Source organism: Vibrio sp. 10N.286.48.B8, assembly GCF_003050085.1.
Taxonomy (GTDB): Bacteria; Pseudomonadota; Gammaproteobacteria; order Enterobacterales; family Vibrionaceae; genus Vibrio; species Vibrio crassostreae.
The window spans coordinates 100,741-113,765 of sequence record NZ_PIGD01000009.1 but is presented as its reverse complement, the minus strand read 5'-3'; the positions used below and the strand labels follow the sequence as shown (position 1 = coordinate 113,765).

The 13,025-nt window shown below is 43.9% G+C and carries 27 protein-coding genes; 3 read left to right on the top strand and 24 right to left on the bottom strand.

Annotation, left to right across the window (positions count from 1 at the left end):
• Positions 1-61 precede the first annotated feature (61 nt).
• From CWO08_RS12460 to CWO08_RS12370, 20 genes are all read right to left on the bottom strand, one after another.
• Positions 62-283, bottom strand: a complete 222-nt coding sequence (locus CWO08_RS12460; protein ID WP_017105004.1) for a hypothetical protein — start codon at positions 281-283, stop codon at positions 62-64.
• A 91-nt stretch (positions 284-374) separates the two neighbouring features.
• Positions 375-794 carry a virion protein gene (locus tag CWO08_RS12455; RefSeq protein WP_065605204.1) on the bottom strand — a complete coding sequence of 140 codons (420 nt, stop codon included), beginning with the start codon at positions 792-794 and terminating at the stop codon, positions 375-377.
• Positions 795-811: 17 nt separating this feature from the next.
• Positions 812-1,054: a phage tail assembly chaperone gene (locus tag CWO08_RS12450; RefSeq protein WP_016783626.1), complete on the bottom strand. Its 243-nt coding sequence runs from the start codon at positions 1,052-1,054 to the stop codon at positions 812-814.
• A 12-nt stretch (positions 1,055-1,066) separates the two neighbouring features.
• The gene (locus CWO08_RS12445; RefSeq protein WP_108020548.1) at positions 1,067-1,909 is read right to left on the bottom strand and encodes a phage tail protein; all 843 of its coding nucleotides are present in this window, start codon (positions 1,907-1,909) and stop codon (positions 1,067-1,069) included.
• Positions 1,902-2,174 carry a hypothetical protein gene (locus tag CWO08_RS12440; protein WP_108020547.1) on the bottom strand — a complete coding sequence of 91 codons (273 nt, stop codon included), beginning with the start codon at positions 2,172-2,174 and terminating at the stop codon, positions 1,902-1,904. Before CWO08_RS12440 ends, CWO08_RS12445 begins: the two co-directional genes overlap by 8 nt.
• A complete protein-coding gene (locus CWO08_RS12435) occupies positions 2,171-2,776 on the bottom strand; it encodes a hypothetical protein (protein ID WP_108020546.1) in 606 nt (201 codons plus the stop codon). The genes CWO08_RS12440 and CWO08_RS12435 overlap by 4 nt, the downstream gene beginning before the upstream one ends.
• A complete protein-coding gene (locus tag CWO08_RS12430) occupies positions 2,773-3,468 on the bottom strand; it encodes a hypothetical protein (protein ID WP_102579683.1) in 696 nt (231 codons plus the stop codon). Before CWO08_RS12430 ends, CWO08_RS12435 begins: the two co-directional genes overlap by 4 nt.
• Complete coding sequence (locus CWO08_RS12425; RefSeq protein WP_050622390.1) at positions 3,468-3,878, bottom strand: hypothetical protein; 411 nt, start codon at positions 3,876-3,878, stop codon at positions 3,468-3,470. Before CWO08_RS12425 ends, CWO08_RS12430 begins: the two co-directional genes overlap by 1 nt.
• Complete coding sequence (locus CWO08_RS12420) at positions 3,875-4,096, bottom strand: hypothetical protein (protein ID WP_017106688.1); 222 nt, start codon at positions 4,094-4,096, stop codon at positions 3,875-3,877. Before CWO08_RS12420 ends, CWO08_RS12425 begins: the two co-directional genes overlap by 4 nt.
• A complete protein-coding gene (locus CWO08_RS23990; RefSeq protein WP_181360047.1) occupies positions 4,093-4,245 on the bottom strand; it encodes a hypothetical protein in 153 nt (50 codons plus the stop codon). Before CWO08_RS23990 ends, CWO08_RS12420 begins: the two co-directional genes overlap by 4 nt.
• A gap of 9 nt (positions 4,246-4,254) precedes the next feature.
• Complete coding sequence (locus CWO08_RS12415; protein ID WP_050622392.1) at positions 4,255-4,530, bottom strand: hypothetical protein; 276 nt, start codon at positions 4,528-4,530, stop codon at positions 4,255-4,257.
• Between the two features lie 10 nt (positions 4,531-4,540).
• Positions 4,541-5,344 carry a major capsid protein P2 gene (locus tag CWO08_RS12410; protein ID WP_050622393.1) on the bottom strand — a complete coding sequence of 268 codons (804 nt, stop codon included), beginning with the start codon at positions 5,342-5,344 and terminating at the stop codon, positions 4,541-4,543.
• A 252-nt stretch (positions 5,345-5,596) separates the two neighbouring features.
• Positions 5,597-6,253, bottom strand: a complete 657-nt coding sequence (locus CWO08_RS12405) for a type IV secretory system conjugative DNA transfer family protein (protein WP_108020545.1) — start codon at positions 6,251-6,253, stop codon at positions 5,597-5,599.
• A gap of 124 nt (positions 6,254-6,377) precedes the next feature.
• The gene (locus CWO08_RS12400) at positions 6,378-6,884 is read right to left on the bottom strand and encodes a hypothetical protein (RefSeq protein WP_108020544.1); all 507 of its coding nucleotides are present in this window, start codon (positions 6,882-6,884) and stop codon (positions 6,378-6,380) included.
• Between the two features lie 13 nt (positions 6,885-6,897).
• A complete protein-coding gene (locus CWO08_RS12395) occupies positions 6,898-7,254 on the bottom strand; it encodes a hypothetical protein (RefSeq protein WP_108020543.1) in 357 nt (118 codons plus the stop codon).
• Positions 7,251-7,505 carry a hypothetical protein gene (locus CWO08_RS12390; protein ID WP_065607194.1) on the bottom strand — a complete coding sequence of 85 codons (255 nt, stop codon included), beginning with the start codon at positions 7,503-7,505 and terminating at the stop codon, positions 7,251-7,253. Before CWO08_RS12390 ends, CWO08_RS12395 begins: the two co-directional genes overlap by 4 nt.
• A gap of 169 nt (positions 7,506-7,674) precedes the next feature.
• Positions 7,675-7,884, bottom strand: coding sequence for a transcriptional regulator (locus tag CWO08_RS12385; RefSeq protein ID WP_004737993.1), 210 nt, complete (start codon positions 7,882-7,884; stop codon positions 7,675-7,677).
• Between the two features lie 185 nt (positions 7,885-8,069).
• Complete coding sequence (locus tag CWO08_RS12380) at positions 8,070-8,771, bottom strand: hypothetical protein (RefSeq protein ID WP_108020542.1); 702 nt, start codon at positions 8,769-8,771, stop codon at positions 8,070-8,072.
• Positions 8,772-8,829: 58 nt separating this feature from the next.
• On the bottom strand, positions 8,830-9,042 hold the full coding sequence (locus tag CWO08_RS12375) for a hypothetical protein (RefSeq protein WP_146161766.1): 213 nt from the start codon (positions 9,040-9,042) through the stop codon (positions 8,830-8,832).
• A 92-nt stretch (positions 9,043-9,134) separates the two neighbouring features.
• Positions 9,135-9,338, bottom strand: coding sequence for a hypothetical protein (locus CWO08_RS12370; protein ID WP_146161765.1), 204 nt, complete (start codon positions 9,336-9,338; stop codon positions 9,135-9,137).
• 359 nt (positions 9,339-9,697) lie between these two features.
• On the opposite strand from CWO08_RS12370, the gene CWO08_RS12365 reads away from it, so the two are divergent.
• Together CWO08_RS12365 and CWO08_RS12360 are read left to right on the top strand one after the other, a co-directional pair.
• The gene (locus tag CWO08_RS12365; RefSeq protein WP_108020539.1) at positions 9,698-9,946 is read left to right on the top strand and encodes a hypothetical protein; all 249 of its coding nucleotides are present in this window, start codon (positions 9,698-9,700) and stop codon (positions 9,944-9,946) included.
• A 50-nt stretch (positions 9,947-9,996) separates the two neighbouring features.
• A complete protein-coding gene (locus CWO08_RS12360; protein ID WP_108020538.1) occupies positions 9,997-10,587 on the top strand; it encodes a hypothetical protein in 591 nt (196 codons plus the stop codon).
• A 17-nt stretch (positions 10,588-10,604) separates the two neighbouring features.
• Here the strand turns inward: CWO08_RS12360 and CWO08_RS12355 are convergent, their stop codons facing one another.
• From CWO08_RS12355 to CWO08_RS12345, 3 genes are all read right to left on the bottom strand, one after another.
• On the bottom strand, positions 10,605-10,751 hold the full coding sequence (locus CWO08_RS12355) for a hypothetical protein (RefSeq protein WP_258185334.1): 147 nt from the start codon (positions 10,749-10,751) through the stop codon (positions 10,605-10,607).
• 399 nt (positions 10,752-11,150) lie between these two features.
• Positions 11,151-11,759: a hypothetical protein gene (locus CWO08_RS12350; protein WP_065607188.1), complete on the bottom strand. Its 609-nt coding sequence runs from the start codon at positions 11,757-11,759 to the stop codon at positions 11,151-11,153.
• Positions 11,760-11,764: 5 nt separating this feature from the next.
• Entirely contained in the window at positions 11,765-11,950 is a 186-nt protein-coding gene (locus tag CWO08_RS12345) for a hypothetical protein (protein ID WP_108020536.1), read from the bottom strand.
• Between the two features lie 223 nt (positions 11,951-12,173).
• Here CWO08_RS12345 and CWO08_RS12340 point away from each other — a divergent pair, with 223 nt between their 5' ends.
• Positions 12,174-12,446: a helix-turn-helix domain-containing protein gene (locus CWO08_RS12340; RefSeq protein ID WP_076647672.1), complete on the top strand. Its 273-nt coding sequence runs from the start codon at positions 12,174-12,176 to the stop codon at positions 12,444-12,446.
• A 266-nt stretch (positions 12,447-12,712) separates the two neighbouring features.
• On the opposite strand, the gene yciH is transcribed toward CWO08_RS12340, so the two are convergent.
• The gene (yciH, locus tag CWO08_RS12335; protein WP_108020535.1) at positions 12,713-13,024 is read right to left on the bottom strand and encodes a stress response translation initiation inhibitor YciH; all 312 of its coding nucleotides are present in this window, start codon (positions 13,022-13,024) and stop codon (positions 12,713-12,715) included.
• Between the last annotated feature and the right edge of the window lies 1 nt (position 13,025).

The following is a 13,025-nucleotide window of genomic DNA, read 5'->3' as shown; positions in this document are numbered from 1 at the left end:
CCGACACCGATTCCAGAGAAAAGCGAACTAAGCGCAAACACTAATATAGTTTGATACTCCATTAGTCCCACTCTTTGCGAAAGGCTTCCCATAGTCCCATGGCTAGCGGTACAACCGTGCCAATTAAGCCGCCATATTGAACACCTGCATCTGTAACCGTTGCAGTTAGAAATTCTGGGTTACCTGTGGCTAGGGCAATACCTGCACCGACTAAGGCAATGCCTTTTTTTGTGGATGGTTGGTCAAGGTCGATGCAAAGGTTCTCTTTTAAAAACGTTTTCATAGTAGTTTTTTTCCTTTTAAAAACTTAATGGTGTAGGCGGCGAGAACGCCACCCACAACGGTAATTGCTATTTTCTTGTAGTCTTCTTTGGTCATGCCATGGCAACTCCTTCACGCGCCATGCTTAAACCGTAATAGTTACCGACTTCCTTACGACTCATCGCATGTAAGAGCTTTGCCAGCTGTTCGTTGTTGTTAACATCGACAACCTGGTTGCGCCCGATGCCTGTCCATTCACTAACGTGTTTGATATACAGCTCGGTATCGTTCTCAATTGACGGTGCGAAACGGTTGATTATTTCGCTCAAGGTTCGAAAACCTTGTCGTGAGTAGCTGCGAAGAACACGCGCCCCCGCTCGAAACCCATAAACAGGGTGCTTGAACTCTTCGAAGCTTTTATCGAGGTCGAGCAAGTGTTCACCGTCCCACTGAGTGCGATCACCTTTGGACTCACGAATGTTTAGCGGGTTGTTGTTACGCACACCACGCGGCAGAGTTTTTCTATATGTCATGTAGGCTAGCCCCCCAATTATGCAGACGCTTGCGGCAATGATGGTTTTTGAGGCCATACCACATCTTCCGGATTAGTGAACGTTTGAGGGATATCGCGTAGAGCTTGGCGATACTGGCGAAATGGAGTGACATCTAATTCCATATCCATAGCTGTATTCACGAGATGATCAGCATCAACCATAAGGCGGTCACGCTTCTCAATATGTTCAACCCATTCTTCAGCAACAAGGCCGCGGGTGGTTACAACTAACATTGTCATAATCTCAACTCCTTAAGCTTTATGAAGAGCGTTAACCTTTCGGATAAGCTCAGTTTTTGGGCTGTACAACTGCCCATGTTTTTTAGATTTAGGAAAGTGGCCTACGCAAACAGTAGGCAAAGCGAGGTAGATAACATCCCCAACACTTGCACTAGAGAAATTCAGATCTACATGCGTATAAGAACCGGGGCTGCTGCTTGTTCTATGACTCGCAATTTGTTTCCAAGCCCCCGCCGTATCTGCCCCCAACCACGAAACCGATGCTGTACCTTGAATTTTGGTGTACGCAAGAAACGTTGCTGTGGGGCTGTTCTTAATATGTTGATTAGGAATATAAAAATCATATCCCGTTAAATCTTGAAAAGAGGCATCCAAAACCGTCATCTTCAAGATATTGAAACTTCCTGAAAAGTGCTTAGAACCACGACCAATGCCCATGAAGTCCAACAGAGCTTTCGCTTCGCTATCGCGCATGACTGGATCATCACCTGACTTGACCGGAATGACTTCGACCTTGAAGCAATCGTTGCGACCACCGCGAACGCCCATTCCTATCGGGTAAACATTCTTGTGACCATGCGCATTAGCTGATAATTCGTTGGTATCAATGAAGTCGCCGTTGTAGTTCACTGCGGTAAAGCCCATCGCATTGATTACGGTTTGTGTATCTACACGACCAATAGCCGCGAGAGCTTCATTGTTCATCTTGGTTTTGATGCCATTCCATTCACTAGCAATAGATGACTTGAGCGCATCAAACGCCGTTTCCATTTTTCGAATAGCACCGCCCTTGATGCTATCTAGTAGGTTTCGGGCTTCATTCACCAGTTGCCCGATTGCCGTAAAATCACTCATTGAGTTCTTTCTCCATTTCTTCCGCTACGTGCTGTAGGCGAGGGAGCGTATTCGCTGCCACACTGTCGGCCAGTTCGTGAACGTCATTATCTGATTCGAAAGCGTGGCGTTGTATCGATACAACGGCCGCGCTTAATGCCACCTGATTGCTGTAGATGCCTTGCATCATTAACAGGGCGTCTACTTGTTCAGGCTGTAAGTTTTTAAGATGTTCTGTGAGTGGGTCGCATTTCACGACCACTCGACGGGGCATAAGGTGGCTCATCGATGAACCTCCATCATTGCCAGTTTTAACGGTGTGTTGCTGTTGTTATACGCCCAAAGTTCACCACCACCTGTAACGGTCATTCCTGCAGGAGCTTTTCTGTCTCCCATAATCGGCAAACCCACTACAGCGGAAACGTTGCTATCACCAAGCATTGTTTCTACTTCCGTATCGCTAATGTTTTGGATAATGGCCTCAAGTCGTGTGACTGAAGCGTTGAACAAGCGTTTCTTCTGGTTTGGGTTAATCACCAAGTGATCACGACTAATGAAGCGTTGCGCCGTTTCTGGTCGAGTGGTCACGACTGAACGTATTTCACTGACGGCCAATGATTGGGCGAACTTCACTAGTGCAGGTGGTGTGGTTTTTAGATCGCGCTTTGTCAGCTGATACACCACGCGAATCGATGAGGCGTGAGGGTTGATAATCTCAAGCTCTTTAAAGCTTGCGATATCTAACGTATCTCCCGCATCGACTCGGATTTTTTCGCCGTTGTCACTGCGAACGTAAAGGTACTCTTGTGACTCACGAACGATGAGCCATTTATCGGAACCGACACCAAAACGTTTTTCTTCGTTTGCCTTGAGGGTTAGCTGTTTCATCTCGCCCCCTTAACGGCCATAGTGACCAGACCTAATCCAACCACCACCGCGAAAGCAATAGCGACTTTTGACATTTCTCCGGCACTGCCTGTTTGAGAGCGTGAGGCGGTATTTTCTGCCATGGCTAAAGCGGCTCGGGCGTTTTCTCCCGACTGCGTAGCCATCGCTTTAATGGCGGACGTTGTTTCTGCGCTGTTCTGTCGCATGTTGTCCATTGCCTTTTTGCTAACATCGCCATTTTCTTTCATGGAATCACGACCAAAATCTAAGGCTTTAGCGAGTGATTCTTGTCCAGAGTTCAATGCCGACTTTAGCGACTCTTGATTCGATTTAAGCGCCTCTTTACTGACACTCTCATTGGATCTAAGAGCTTCTTTGCTCACGCTTTCGTTTGACTTGAGCGCATCGCGCCCAAAGTCCAGAGACTTATCAACGGCGCGCTCATTCGCTTTTAGTGCGTCAGAGCCAAGCTTTGATGCTTCTCTCATAGCGGCACTGTTGCTGTTCATGGCATTTTTTGCGATTTCTGATGCGGCTCTTACTGAGCCGTGGTCAGTCATCGAAATGTTGCCAACGTTGCCATTGATGCCAGAGAGAACGATCCCAAGGTTATCCCCGCTAATCGCACTGGTGCCGCTTGTATTTGTTGTGTTGGTTGTGTTCGCACTTGAACTTCTACCGCCGCCACCCATTAGCATTCCTCCAATGTCAGCGTGAGGGTAGAGTCATGCTCCGTTTTGCCTGTGACAGCAAACCCAAACGATTTAAGAACACGCGCCATACCTGCACGAACCGTATGATATTTAATGGCTTTATAACCTTGAGATTTCACCGCCTCAATAATGTATGGAGCGGCTTTGATTAATCCCTTACCAGTCATGGCCAAGATCAAATACTCGTTGTCACTGTTCACCAAACCAACGAAGCGAACAGAGACACCATTACCCTTTAAGTGGTAAAAGCTCGCTTGCTTGTTGTTCACGGATTCACAGCAAAATTCGTATTCAGCTTTCGCACAGTGCACACCATTAAACGCAGGTTTAATCAGTGAGAACTGTGCTTTGATGTCTGCGCGGGTTGGTTTCATTAAGATAAATTTCATCGTTTAAACGCCACCCACGCAATGACTGCTGCCAATAGAACCATTGGCAAGTTTTGAGCAAGGTTTTGTCCCGCACTGCCACCAAAATTGATAGAGCCGTTACGAACACCACCAATAGAGTTAGTACCCGTAGCTTCACTTGGTCCAGCCGCACCGCCACCTGCACTGATAGGCATTGAGCCGCCCGCGCTTAAACCGCCGCCGATACCCGGTATCATTTGCCCCCCTTAATGACTCGATAAGCCATATAACAGCCGCCACCTACAGCGGCGACTTTTAATAGTTTCGTAGCACTTGAGCCTGACCAAAATCCCGCGCCAAACCCAAGACCACCCGCAAGAAGGGGAAGCACCACAATTAATGGCATACCTTCTCCTTATCTCGTTGCGACAACAACGATCACCGTTAGCAGCAAGGCGACACCGACACCGCCGCCCACATACAACAACGTTTTGTCGTTGTCTTGTGGTCTGTGTGACCCTGTCACTGCGTTGCCGTTGTTATCTTTGATTGGCTGTTGCGGTTGTTGGGTGGTCGCTGCGTTTTTTGAGTGGTCGCTTGTGGTGGCGGTTTTGATAATGCTTCCAAAACCTTCACCCACGTCGTCCAACATGCCGGAACCGAAATTCCCTAAATCTTCTAAAAAAGACAAACGCTTCTCCTTACACTAAGTCAGGGCGAACGACTTCTACCGATTCAACGATGATAGGAATTGAACCTACAGGCTGTTTGGTCTTCACCGTAAATTTCAGCTCTGAACTATGTGCGGTTGGAAACAGCTCATCGATGTAGAAACCGCGCATGATTGGATCGAAGTGGAAACAATCGGCTTGCCAGAAACGGCGATTACGCTTGGCACGCATTTCTTCAAGAGCTTTTGAAGAATCAAACACCTTCACAAAATCACGATGAATTTGAAGCGCGTGAATTTCGCCGCTCATAAAGTGCATGCGGCGTACTAACTGCAACGGACCCGAAATCAATTCGAGAAATTCGTTTTCAGTCGATGACGCTTGCATGGTTTGCTTTTTGATTTTTGGCACAAGTACACGAACGGCCTGACGAGCCGACACGGTAGCCCATGCTTGCAACTGGATAGAGGGGGCATTTTCTTGGCTAGTTGCTGCGACTTCGACTTCGAGCGTGATGTTATCGCCCGATTCAGTCACAAGGCCTGTGTAGCGAACACCGTTTTTAGTTTTCGCGCTGATATCAGCAAGTGGAATTGTGAAAAAGCCTTCAGTTTGCGCTAGGCCTTTGTAAGCTTCTAGTGCCTTAATCAGCTCACCATCGAGCACGATAATTTCATCCGCGTTCAATGTGATAGTGATGCGTTTTAGCTGCGCGGCACTGAGATTTGTTTCTAGGAAAATCTCTTCGTAAGTAGGGCCGATAGGTAGGGTAAGTGTTGCTTTCTCACCGTAGCCTGTACCTGTGAATGAGTTAAGTTTGGTTGGAGTCGACATCGTATCTAACTCCCTTAACCAATTGTGTCTTCGACAGCGTCAACGTTGTTTGACGCCCAGACCATACCCGCTGCAACGATTGCCGCGATACCTGCAATGATGCCAATGTTTTTTGCATTCAATTTCATTCTTAGATTTGCTCCAATAAAAAACCGTCCGGTAGTGGACGGTCTTATTGGTACTGCTTTATGTGCCTTCGATGCCTAATGGTTATGTACCTTAGATATGCATTAAGTGTGATTTATTTCACATTTACCAACGGATACGGCCTTTTTCAACGACCACGCCGTATTGCTTGAAGTAGTCAAATTTGACCAATTTAGCCTGTTCATTGGCACATATTCCGGTGAGGTCTTCTAAGTATCGGCGGCTCTTGGGCGTCTTCGTTAGCATGATGTAGCCATATTCACAGTTATCGATGATGGTCTTTGGTACTTCTTGGCCACGTTGGAATAGGTTGATGGTGTGAATGTTGTAAGAGCGACCAAGGCGAAGCAGCTTGCCATGGTAACCCGTTGCTTTACCTGAGCTTGTCGAGTTCTCCGCGACTTCTTCACAAATGACCTTGAGTGGCTTCTTGTGCTTCCCATCACCACAACTCCACACTACACGGCAAAACAGGTCGAAGTCTTTAGCACAAGGCTCTGAGGGGCGATAAGCTATCTTAAAGCCTTGCTTAGTTTCTCGTCCGGCCATTAACGCACTGGCGAACGTGCGTAAGTTGCCATAAACACGAATCTTTCGGCCTACGATAAGGCCGTCATATTCACGTTTTGGATCGTAAATGGCGACTTGGTCAGTCGATGAGATAAGCAGTTTTTTGGCTAAGGACGATTTACCCGAACCCGACATGCCGACAATGTAGGCATGGTGGTTATCAAGTGCGTTGTTATTGTTGATTGGTTCCATATCTAACCCTAAAAAAAGACCGCCCGAAAGTGGGCGGCCTTAGTGTTACTGCTTTATGTGCCTTAGATGCCTAACACCAAGCGGGTTAGATATGTATTAAGTGTGATTTGTATCACTTAAAGGCTTAATGAGCGGTGTGTTGCTCTTTTTCTTTCTGCGCTTCGTTAGCTGCATCGATGGCCGCTTGCTTATCGGCTTTTTTCAGGCTGCGGTGCTGAAGGTAGAGCGAAGCGGTGATGCTGAGAGCCACCATACCCAAGGAAATCTCTTCCTTGTATTTCACCGCCCAGGGTGGAGGTGCAACGTTGTATTTTAAAATCACCGGTGCTGCGGCTTTTGCTAATGCGTGGGCGTTGTCTTCACCAATCTCTAGACGTTCATCGAGCATTTCTTTTACAGCGAAATCAGCCATGCCTACACCGACAAGAACGGTTTCTTGTGTTGCTTCTAGCGCAAGCTGTTGAGCGTTTACCGCTTCGGCTTTTTCGTCTGCTTTATCTAACGCGGCTTGAGGGTCGAACTCACTTTCTAGTTCTTCTAGGAACTCGCTTTTGTCTTGCTCTGTGTGCGTTTCCATTTCTTCAGCATCGATGACAGGTTGATCGAGTTCTGGTGTGTTTTGTTTTTTCATGGATAGGGTGTCCTTATACAGCTCGTAAAACAGTGACGGCTTTACCAAGGGTTAAGCCAATGAATGCACCGATACCAGCGCACATAAAACTGGATACACCTTTCGGCTCTGTATCACTCTTAGGGGGTTCGGTCGGGGCTTCCTGCAGAACTTCGAGTTTTTCGGTTTGCTCAACAGGGGCAGGGTTCAACTCTTCTAAAGGCTTGTGCTGTTTTAGATAGTCTTGAGTATTGGGATTGCTGCGCTGCTCCGTACACTTACAAACGTGACAACGTCCCTTTAGGTAGGCCGAACGTTTACCGCTGCATTGGCTGACTTCCATCGCTTCATTGCAATTAGGGGCGGTGCATTTCACATAACCTAGAATCATTGTTCTTCTCCTTGAATCTGCTTGAGCTGTTCGCGTAGTTCATCGATTTGCTGCTGTAGGTTTTCGAGCGCGGCCACTTTGCTGTCGAAGATATCGCGGGCAGCTTCGAAGTTTGTGATCGCGTATTCCTTTACGGTACCGACCAATTTAAGAGGGGATATTTTCGGCCAATCTGGAGACGCGTCCTCGAGAACGCGGCGCGATTCTTTGATGCCGTTTATAATTTGGGTGAACTGTTTTTTGAGGCTCATAGGCTGAAATCTCCTATGCTAAGTCCAATCCAATTGAACACACCAACAAACGCCCAACCGTAGACAATCATAGGAGGGCACTCACAAGGTGAAATAGGGTTTAGAGAGTTATCGCGTCCCCATAAAAAGCCAAACAGGAACATGAGGAATAAGCCAAGGTGTAGGAAGCTCATAGGACAATGGCCTCGCTAACTAAGCCAAGCTTTAGCAGGACATTAGCAGGCACTTGCGCCTGTCCCGTTTCCCAACGCGAAAAGGTAGCTTGAGTGATTTCAAGGTTGTTTTGAGAAATGAAGTCTTTCTGTTGTAGGCCAGAACGTAAACGTGCATCACGTATCAGTTTAGCCGTAATAGGGTACTTGTATTTGGATGGTTCCATAGCTCGTTGCCTTAACTGACGTTAAAAGAAACAAGCCGGAGGTTTTACGAACGTGTCAATTATACATAATGAAGATCGATATTGTACTTATTTCACATCAATACTGTGATTATCGTTCTTCGGATTGGGGAGTTTCTAGAATGCAAAAACCGCGATAGTTCGCGGTTTTCTTATGGCTGAGAAGTCTACTTAACTAAAACGGGCTCTCGGTCTTTTATTTCTACAGATTTAGAATTTGCATTTATAAATTCAGTGAATGCAAAATCTGAGGCTAAGATAAAGCCATACATTGATTCGAATAAAACTTCGATTTTCTCATCAGGTATAGTGCTCATTTTGTGTGGGTTATGGATCAAATGGTGCCTAATATCAAAAAGCTCTTGAAGGTTTTCAACATCAGACATATAGAGCTTACTTGCTTCTTCATCTGAATCTTTGGCTAGCTTCCATTTTAGTTTAAGTAAATTAGGGATAAAGCGATCACCTAGGAGTGTGCTAAAAACTTTATTAATATTGTCTGTATTTTGAAAGCCAAGAGAGGTTGAAATTAACTCTAATGGATGTATTTTGTTTTCGTAAATGGCAATCACTTCATCAATTTTGTAATTTTTATCGTGGAGTTTTTTTAATTTCCCTTCAAACGATTCTCTTTCGCACATTTTAAAAATAGCGTCTAGTATATCTCGAAAGTAGACTTCTACAGCAGTTACCATATTAATGATTTGATTGTTTTTTAGCGTAACTAGAGTCTCATCGGACACACTAAGGCTAGAAACTTCCGCCATTGCTTTTGATGTAGATTCTGAAATGTCAAAAAATGTCGCAAAAGGCCTAGGATTTCGGCTGTTTTTTGCTGCTATGTTTTTATTTATCTTATTGATATTCATACATTACTTTTTTTAAGGCAGTATTTATAGATTAAGCCATGACTTCATTAATCATTAGCTAGTCTTCAACAGTGCTCTGGAGTTTGTCGGTACTTTTCTTCATGTTAGCCCATAGAGGTTCTATCGCTAACCAACTGACGAAAGTCATTGCAATCACGATAATCGCCATTGTTTGATCATCAAAATAGGAAATTAATTCTTCGTAATGAGTCCAACATGTAACAGCCGTCTTAATCATGGTATCAACGGCAAAGATCGCGAGTAGAATCATACCTACTTCTTTCATCGAAATTTTGTTGACTCTAAGGTAGTAGAATAAAGAAACTAGCGCGCAACAGACAATATATATAATTAGCTTCATCGTTATTCATCCTCTGAAGCTTTTGTTCCTATAACAGCTCCCGCAACGGCAGCAAGTATTACACCGACAGGTCCTAGAGCGAATAAGCCCGCCGCACCAGCGCCAATAATGGCTCCACCTGCAGCATTAAAGCTACGGTTCTTTTGATGTGTTTCGCAGTACCCATCTCGGTATGCATCAGAATGGCAAGGTTTTCCATTTGTCACATGCTTACATTTATTATTAGTTTCAGTCATAATGTCCCTGTATTGAAGTTATGGTTTGCTTTGGGTTAGGCTCTAAAACTATATCATAACTATATGAAACGAGGCCATATCTTGCGATGTGGCCTTTGTTTTTTCTGCGCTATGCCTCTGATAACAAATCCTCGTTAGCCTTTGTCTGGATGTACTCATAAGTGATTGTTAATTGGAGCCTTAAGCTATTTGTAATGTTAGAATGTAAAGCCGAGAATAACCACGGTTTTGCAAGTTGGTACGAGATTTTCGACCTAATAGCGTTTTGTGCTTCTTACGAAAATTATCGTTGCTTAACTTACTAATTAATTCGTTCAGCGGAGAATTAAATGAAAGCATTAGTAGCAGGTATTAACTCTTCAATTGGAATGTATGCAGCTGAAATTGATGGTTCAGGTGAGTACGTGATTTTTGAGTTACTAGATACAGATGAGCCTGAAATCGGAGATGTAATCACTCATCAGGACTTTTACTCGATGGGTGGTGAAACGTATAGAAATCAGACTCAAGGCTGTTCGATAGAAGTTTATGTTCAAAATGTGGGTGATAAACACATCGCGAGAGAAATGCTTTCCTAGATGCAGTCGAGTTTTTGTTAGCCATTTATCATAGCGTTATGGAGATATAGATGGATAAAGTGGAGCAAATCATCCGTTCAACGGATGTGAAAGTTCGCAGAGATTTAGAATTAGAGTCTACTTGGTCATATAGCGATTATGAAGATAGGATTGAAGAGGCTCTGTCTTTTCATTGTTCTAATTGTAATGTCAGTGACCTTTTGAAACTTCAATTATCTCAGTTATATCATCAAGGGTATGCTGTCATTGAAAATATTGCAGTGGCAGTTCCAGTCGCATCAGTGTTGTCTGTGTTAGAGAGTTTTACAGTTGCTAGCAAAGGTCGGGGTAAGTTAAGACACATATCAAACGAGTTGGGCTTTGATGTTATGCACACTCATTTTGGGCAGTCTTCATTTATTGTTGAAAATTGGGCTAATCACGCAAGGCGTAGTAAGTTGCGTGATAAAAGCTTGAATGTCGAAACAATGTATCAATCTTTAATGGATTCAGTGTCTAATAACGACAAAACAGGTGAGTGGGTTGTTTACAGCAAGCATAATGGTTCTATTACACTTTGGTGTTTGTGGCTACATAAAGCAGGTGACGAAGCTTTGGTTCATCAAATTAGAGCACATGCACATAATAACTGTTTAATATAGATATTTGACACCACAAGCTAATGTACAAAGGTCACTTCTTGCGAAGTGGCCTTTGTTTCATCCGTACATAAAAGCTCGCCTTTTCTTTCTGCTAGAATCATCGCGTAGCGATAGGCTCTTAGAATCACGTCCAACTCATCCCAATCTGTATAGTTACCATTCATTCGTTGTGTTTCGTCTACAAGCAGACAAGGCCGCAAGTCGCTTGCGACTAAGAAAGGCCGCTTCATTAACTTATCCCCGAGTTTCGAGGGGGTAAAAGCATTAATACCATTACTATCCTTAATATCATGGTTCTAGTCGAAGACTATGCGGGCTAAGTAAATAGAGTAGGGAATGGTAGTAAGAACTAGGAGTAGTTTAGAACCATATATACGCGACTTTTGCACAAGCCAAACGAGATCGAGAGAATGCCAACCTCAAGCGATTGAAAAACAACCTACTTGTGGATAAGTTAGAGTGAAATAAATGGTGAGAACGGCCATAATGAGCCAATTCAAGATATGAATTGCGTTGATAGATCGCAAATAACGCCAGTTAAGGCGCATGGAAAAGAGTTTAGGCTATTGTGGTATTGGGACTGGGTTCTTAGCTTCTGCCGCTTCTTTGCGGCGTCTGCGTAGCAGTGTAATTGGGGTTTGAATATATTTCACTGGACGGCCAATGCGGTTCGCAAAGGTTTTAAGCCAACGTTTAGACGCGGTCTTGGCTTCTTTGTACTGTTCAAAGATACCGATATCGTGAAAATATGCGTCTGTTACTCGTTTGATAGACGCTAGGCCGCGCCATTTTTGAAGGTTGTCTTTGCCTGTATAGGTTTCTCTAGGCTGTTTGGATGTGATCCAACCTTTGTTAAACGCGAACTTAACGCACTGTTTAACACGCCAGATAGGGAAATCGCAGATATCAGCAATGTAACCCCAAGAACGCAAAGCAAATCCGTCTTTTGTGGCAACGCCAATCTTATTCGAGCTTAGGCACATTTCGTTTACTAGGGCTTTCATTACGATCGCAATATCACGAGCAAAGCTCTTACGAACGCCACGGCCATTAGCAGTAAGGAAAGCTATAGAACTAGATGGACATTTAACAATCTTATCCAAAACAGAACGATTGAGAGCCGCCAATGGGCGGTCTTTACGTTGTTTTTTGGTTAAGTCGTACATACTCATGTGAGTTAGTCCGTACCAAGCATTTTTGTTAAACGGAAAAGTTCGTTCAAAGCGCCACGATAGTAATTAGCCGATGCTTCTTTGGTATGCGCGGTTAAAGACGGGTTTGCTTGGTATTCGTCACTGTGTTTCTGTAACACTTCCATGCGGTCTTTGATTATATCGACAGGGGTTTTACGTTGATTTGACATGGTGTTGATCCTTTTTTAATAAGTCTGGTCAATACTTAAAGCCTTGGAACATCACTCATTTTTCAGACAGCCCCCATAAAAGCTTCGAATCAATTAGGGGGCTTAAAGGATGTTCGCAAAGTCTCCCGACTTGACGAAGTGTATTAAAGTTCATTTCAACATTGCTGTACATACTAACGGTACAGTGACGGTATGGATTATCCTTGTCCAAGGAGGTGAAAAAATGATAACAACCTTAGATTTATTAAACCGTTTATGTGAATTAAAACAGGTACATAGCACTAGAGAAGTTGCAAAAGTACTAGGCATTGGACACACCACGGTACAAAATTGGCGAAATGGCACGACAATGAGTGACGATCTAGCTTGTGAAATAGCAGAAATGTTGGGATTAGACGTAGACCTTACTTTGTTAGCAATACTAGCCGAAAGGTCTAAGAATCAACGTACAATTGAAGTAATTGAACGAGTGATTGAAGACAAAAAAACAGCATAATTTGATAGGCAAAAAGTAAGGGTATCTAATTGATTTGGTTGATAAAGATGCCTTTATTTTTTGCCTATCCCACTGCGTATTATGTACGTTATGTTAAATTGAATTTGGTATTTATAAGGCAGGACTCTTGTGTGATGCCCTGCCTTTATTTGGTGTCGATATTCTCTGAGTTATACTGTGTATTTAACCATAATGGTTATTTACCATAAAATACCTAATATCCAGTGATAATAATCTTCGATTTTAACCCTGGTATTAGTTAGAGATTAACCGCCAACAAATTTAACTTTGTAGCCTTTCTTTTCAAGGTGCGCTTTGATCTTGTCACGAGCATCTCCTTGAATTTCGATGTTACCATCTTTTACTGAGCCGCCGCAGCCGCACACTTTTTTGAGTTCTGCTGCCATTAGTTTTAATGGTGCGTCATCTAGGTCTAAGCCAGTTACGACAGAAACGCCTTTGCCTTTACGGCCTTTGGTTTCTTTTTGGATTCGAACGATACCATCGCCTTTAGGACGTTGGACTTTCTCTTCTTCAGGTTTAATACGACCTGTTTCTGTTGAATATACTAGGCTCATA

Coding starts and splice junctions, on each gene's coding strand:
- CWO08_RS12460 (WP_017105004.1), bottom strand. CDS start 283: ATGAAAACGTTTTTAAAAGAGAACCTTTGCATCGACCTTGACCAACCA.
- CWO08_RS12455 (WP_065605204.1), bottom strand. CDS start 794: ATGACATATAGAAAAACTCTGCCGCGTGGTGTGCGTAACAACAACCCG.
- CWO08_RS12450 (WP_016783626.1), bottom strand. CDS start 1,054: ATGACAATGTTAGTTGTAACCACCCGCGGCCTTGTTGCTGAAGAATGG.
- CWO08_RS12445 (WP_108020548.1), bottom strand. CDS start 1,909: ATGAGTGATTTTACGGCAATCGGGCAACTGGTGAATGAAGCCCGAAAC.
- CWO08_RS12440 (WP_108020547.1), bottom strand. CDS start 2,174: ATGAGCCACCTTATGCCCCGTCGAGTGGTCGTGAAATGCGACCCACTC.
- CWO08_RS12435 (WP_108020546.1), bottom strand. CDS start 2,776: ATGAAACAGCTAACCCTCAAGGCAAACGAAGAAAAACGTTTTGGTGTC.
- CWO08_RS12430 (WP_102579683.1), bottom strand. CDS start 3,468: ATGGGTGGCGGCGGTAGAAGTTCAAGTGCGAACACAACCAACACAACA.
- CWO08_RS12425 (WP_050622390.1), bottom strand. CDS start 3,878: ATGAAATTTATCTTAATGAAACCAACCCGCGCAGACATCAAAGCACAG.
- CWO08_RS12420 (WP_017106688.1), bottom strand. CDS start 4,096: ATGATACCGGGTATCGGCGGCGGTTTAAGCGCGGGCGGCTCAATGCCT.
- CWO08_RS23990 (WP_181360047.1), bottom strand. CDS start 4,245: ATGCCATTAATTGTGGTGCTTCCCCTTCTTGCGGGTGGTCTTGGGTTT.
- CWO08_RS12410 (WP_050622393.1), bottom strand. CDS start 5,344: ATGTCGACTCCAACCAAACTTAACTCATTCACAGGTACAGGCTACGGT.
- CWO08_RS12405 (WP_108020545.1), bottom strand. CDS start 6,253: ATGGAACCAATCAACAATAACAACGCACTTGATAACCACCATGCCTAC.
- CWO08_RS12400 (WP_108020544.1), bottom strand. CDS start 6,884: ATGAAAAAACAAAACACACCAGAACTCGATCAACCTGTCATCGATGCT.
- CWO08_RS12395 (WP_108020543.1), bottom strand. CDS start 7,254: ATGATTCTAGGTTATGTGAAATGCACCGCCCCTAATTGCAATGAAGCG.
- CWO08_RS12390 (WP_065607194.1), bottom strand. CDS start 7,505: ATGAGCCTCAAAAAACAGTTCACCCAAATTATAAACGGCATCAAAGAA.
- CWO08_RS12385 (WP_004737993.1), bottom strand. CDS start 7,884: ATGGAACCATCCAAATACAAGTACCCTATTACGGCTAAACTGATACGT.
- CWO08_RS12380 (WP_108020542.1), bottom strand. CDS start 8,771: ATGAATATCAATAAGATAAATAAAAACATAGCAGCAAAAAACAGCCGA.
- CWO08_RS12375 (WP_146161766.1), bottom strand. CDS start 9,042: ATGATTCTACTCGCGATCTTTGCCGTTGATACCATGATTAAGACGGCT.
- CWO08_RS12365 (WP_108020539.1), top strand. CDS start 9,698: ATGAAAGCATTAGTAGCAGGTATTAACTCTTCAATTGGAATGTATGCA.
- CWO08_RS12360 (WP_108020538.1), top strand. CDS start 9,997: ATGGATAAAGTGGAGCAAATCATCCGTTCAACGGATGTGAAAGTTCGC.
- CWO08_RS12355 (WP_258185334.1), bottom strand. CDS start 10,751: ATGAATGGTAACTATACAGATTGGGATGAGTTGGACGTGATTCTAAGA.
- CWO08_RS12350 (WP_065607188.1), bottom strand. CDS start 11,759: ATGAGTATGTACGACTTAACCAAAAAACAACGTAAAGACCGCCCATTG.
- CWO08_RS12345 (WP_108020536.1), bottom strand. CDS start 11,950: ATGTCAAATCAACGTAAAACCCCTGTCGATATAATCAAAGACCGCATG.
- CWO08_RS12340 (WP_076647672.1), top strand. CDS start 12,174: ATGATAACAACCTTAGATTTATTAAACCGTTTATGTGAATTAAAACAG.
- yciH (WP_108020535.1), bottom strand. CDS start 13,024: ATGAGCCTAGTATATTCAACAGAAACAGGTCGTATTAAACCTGAAGAA.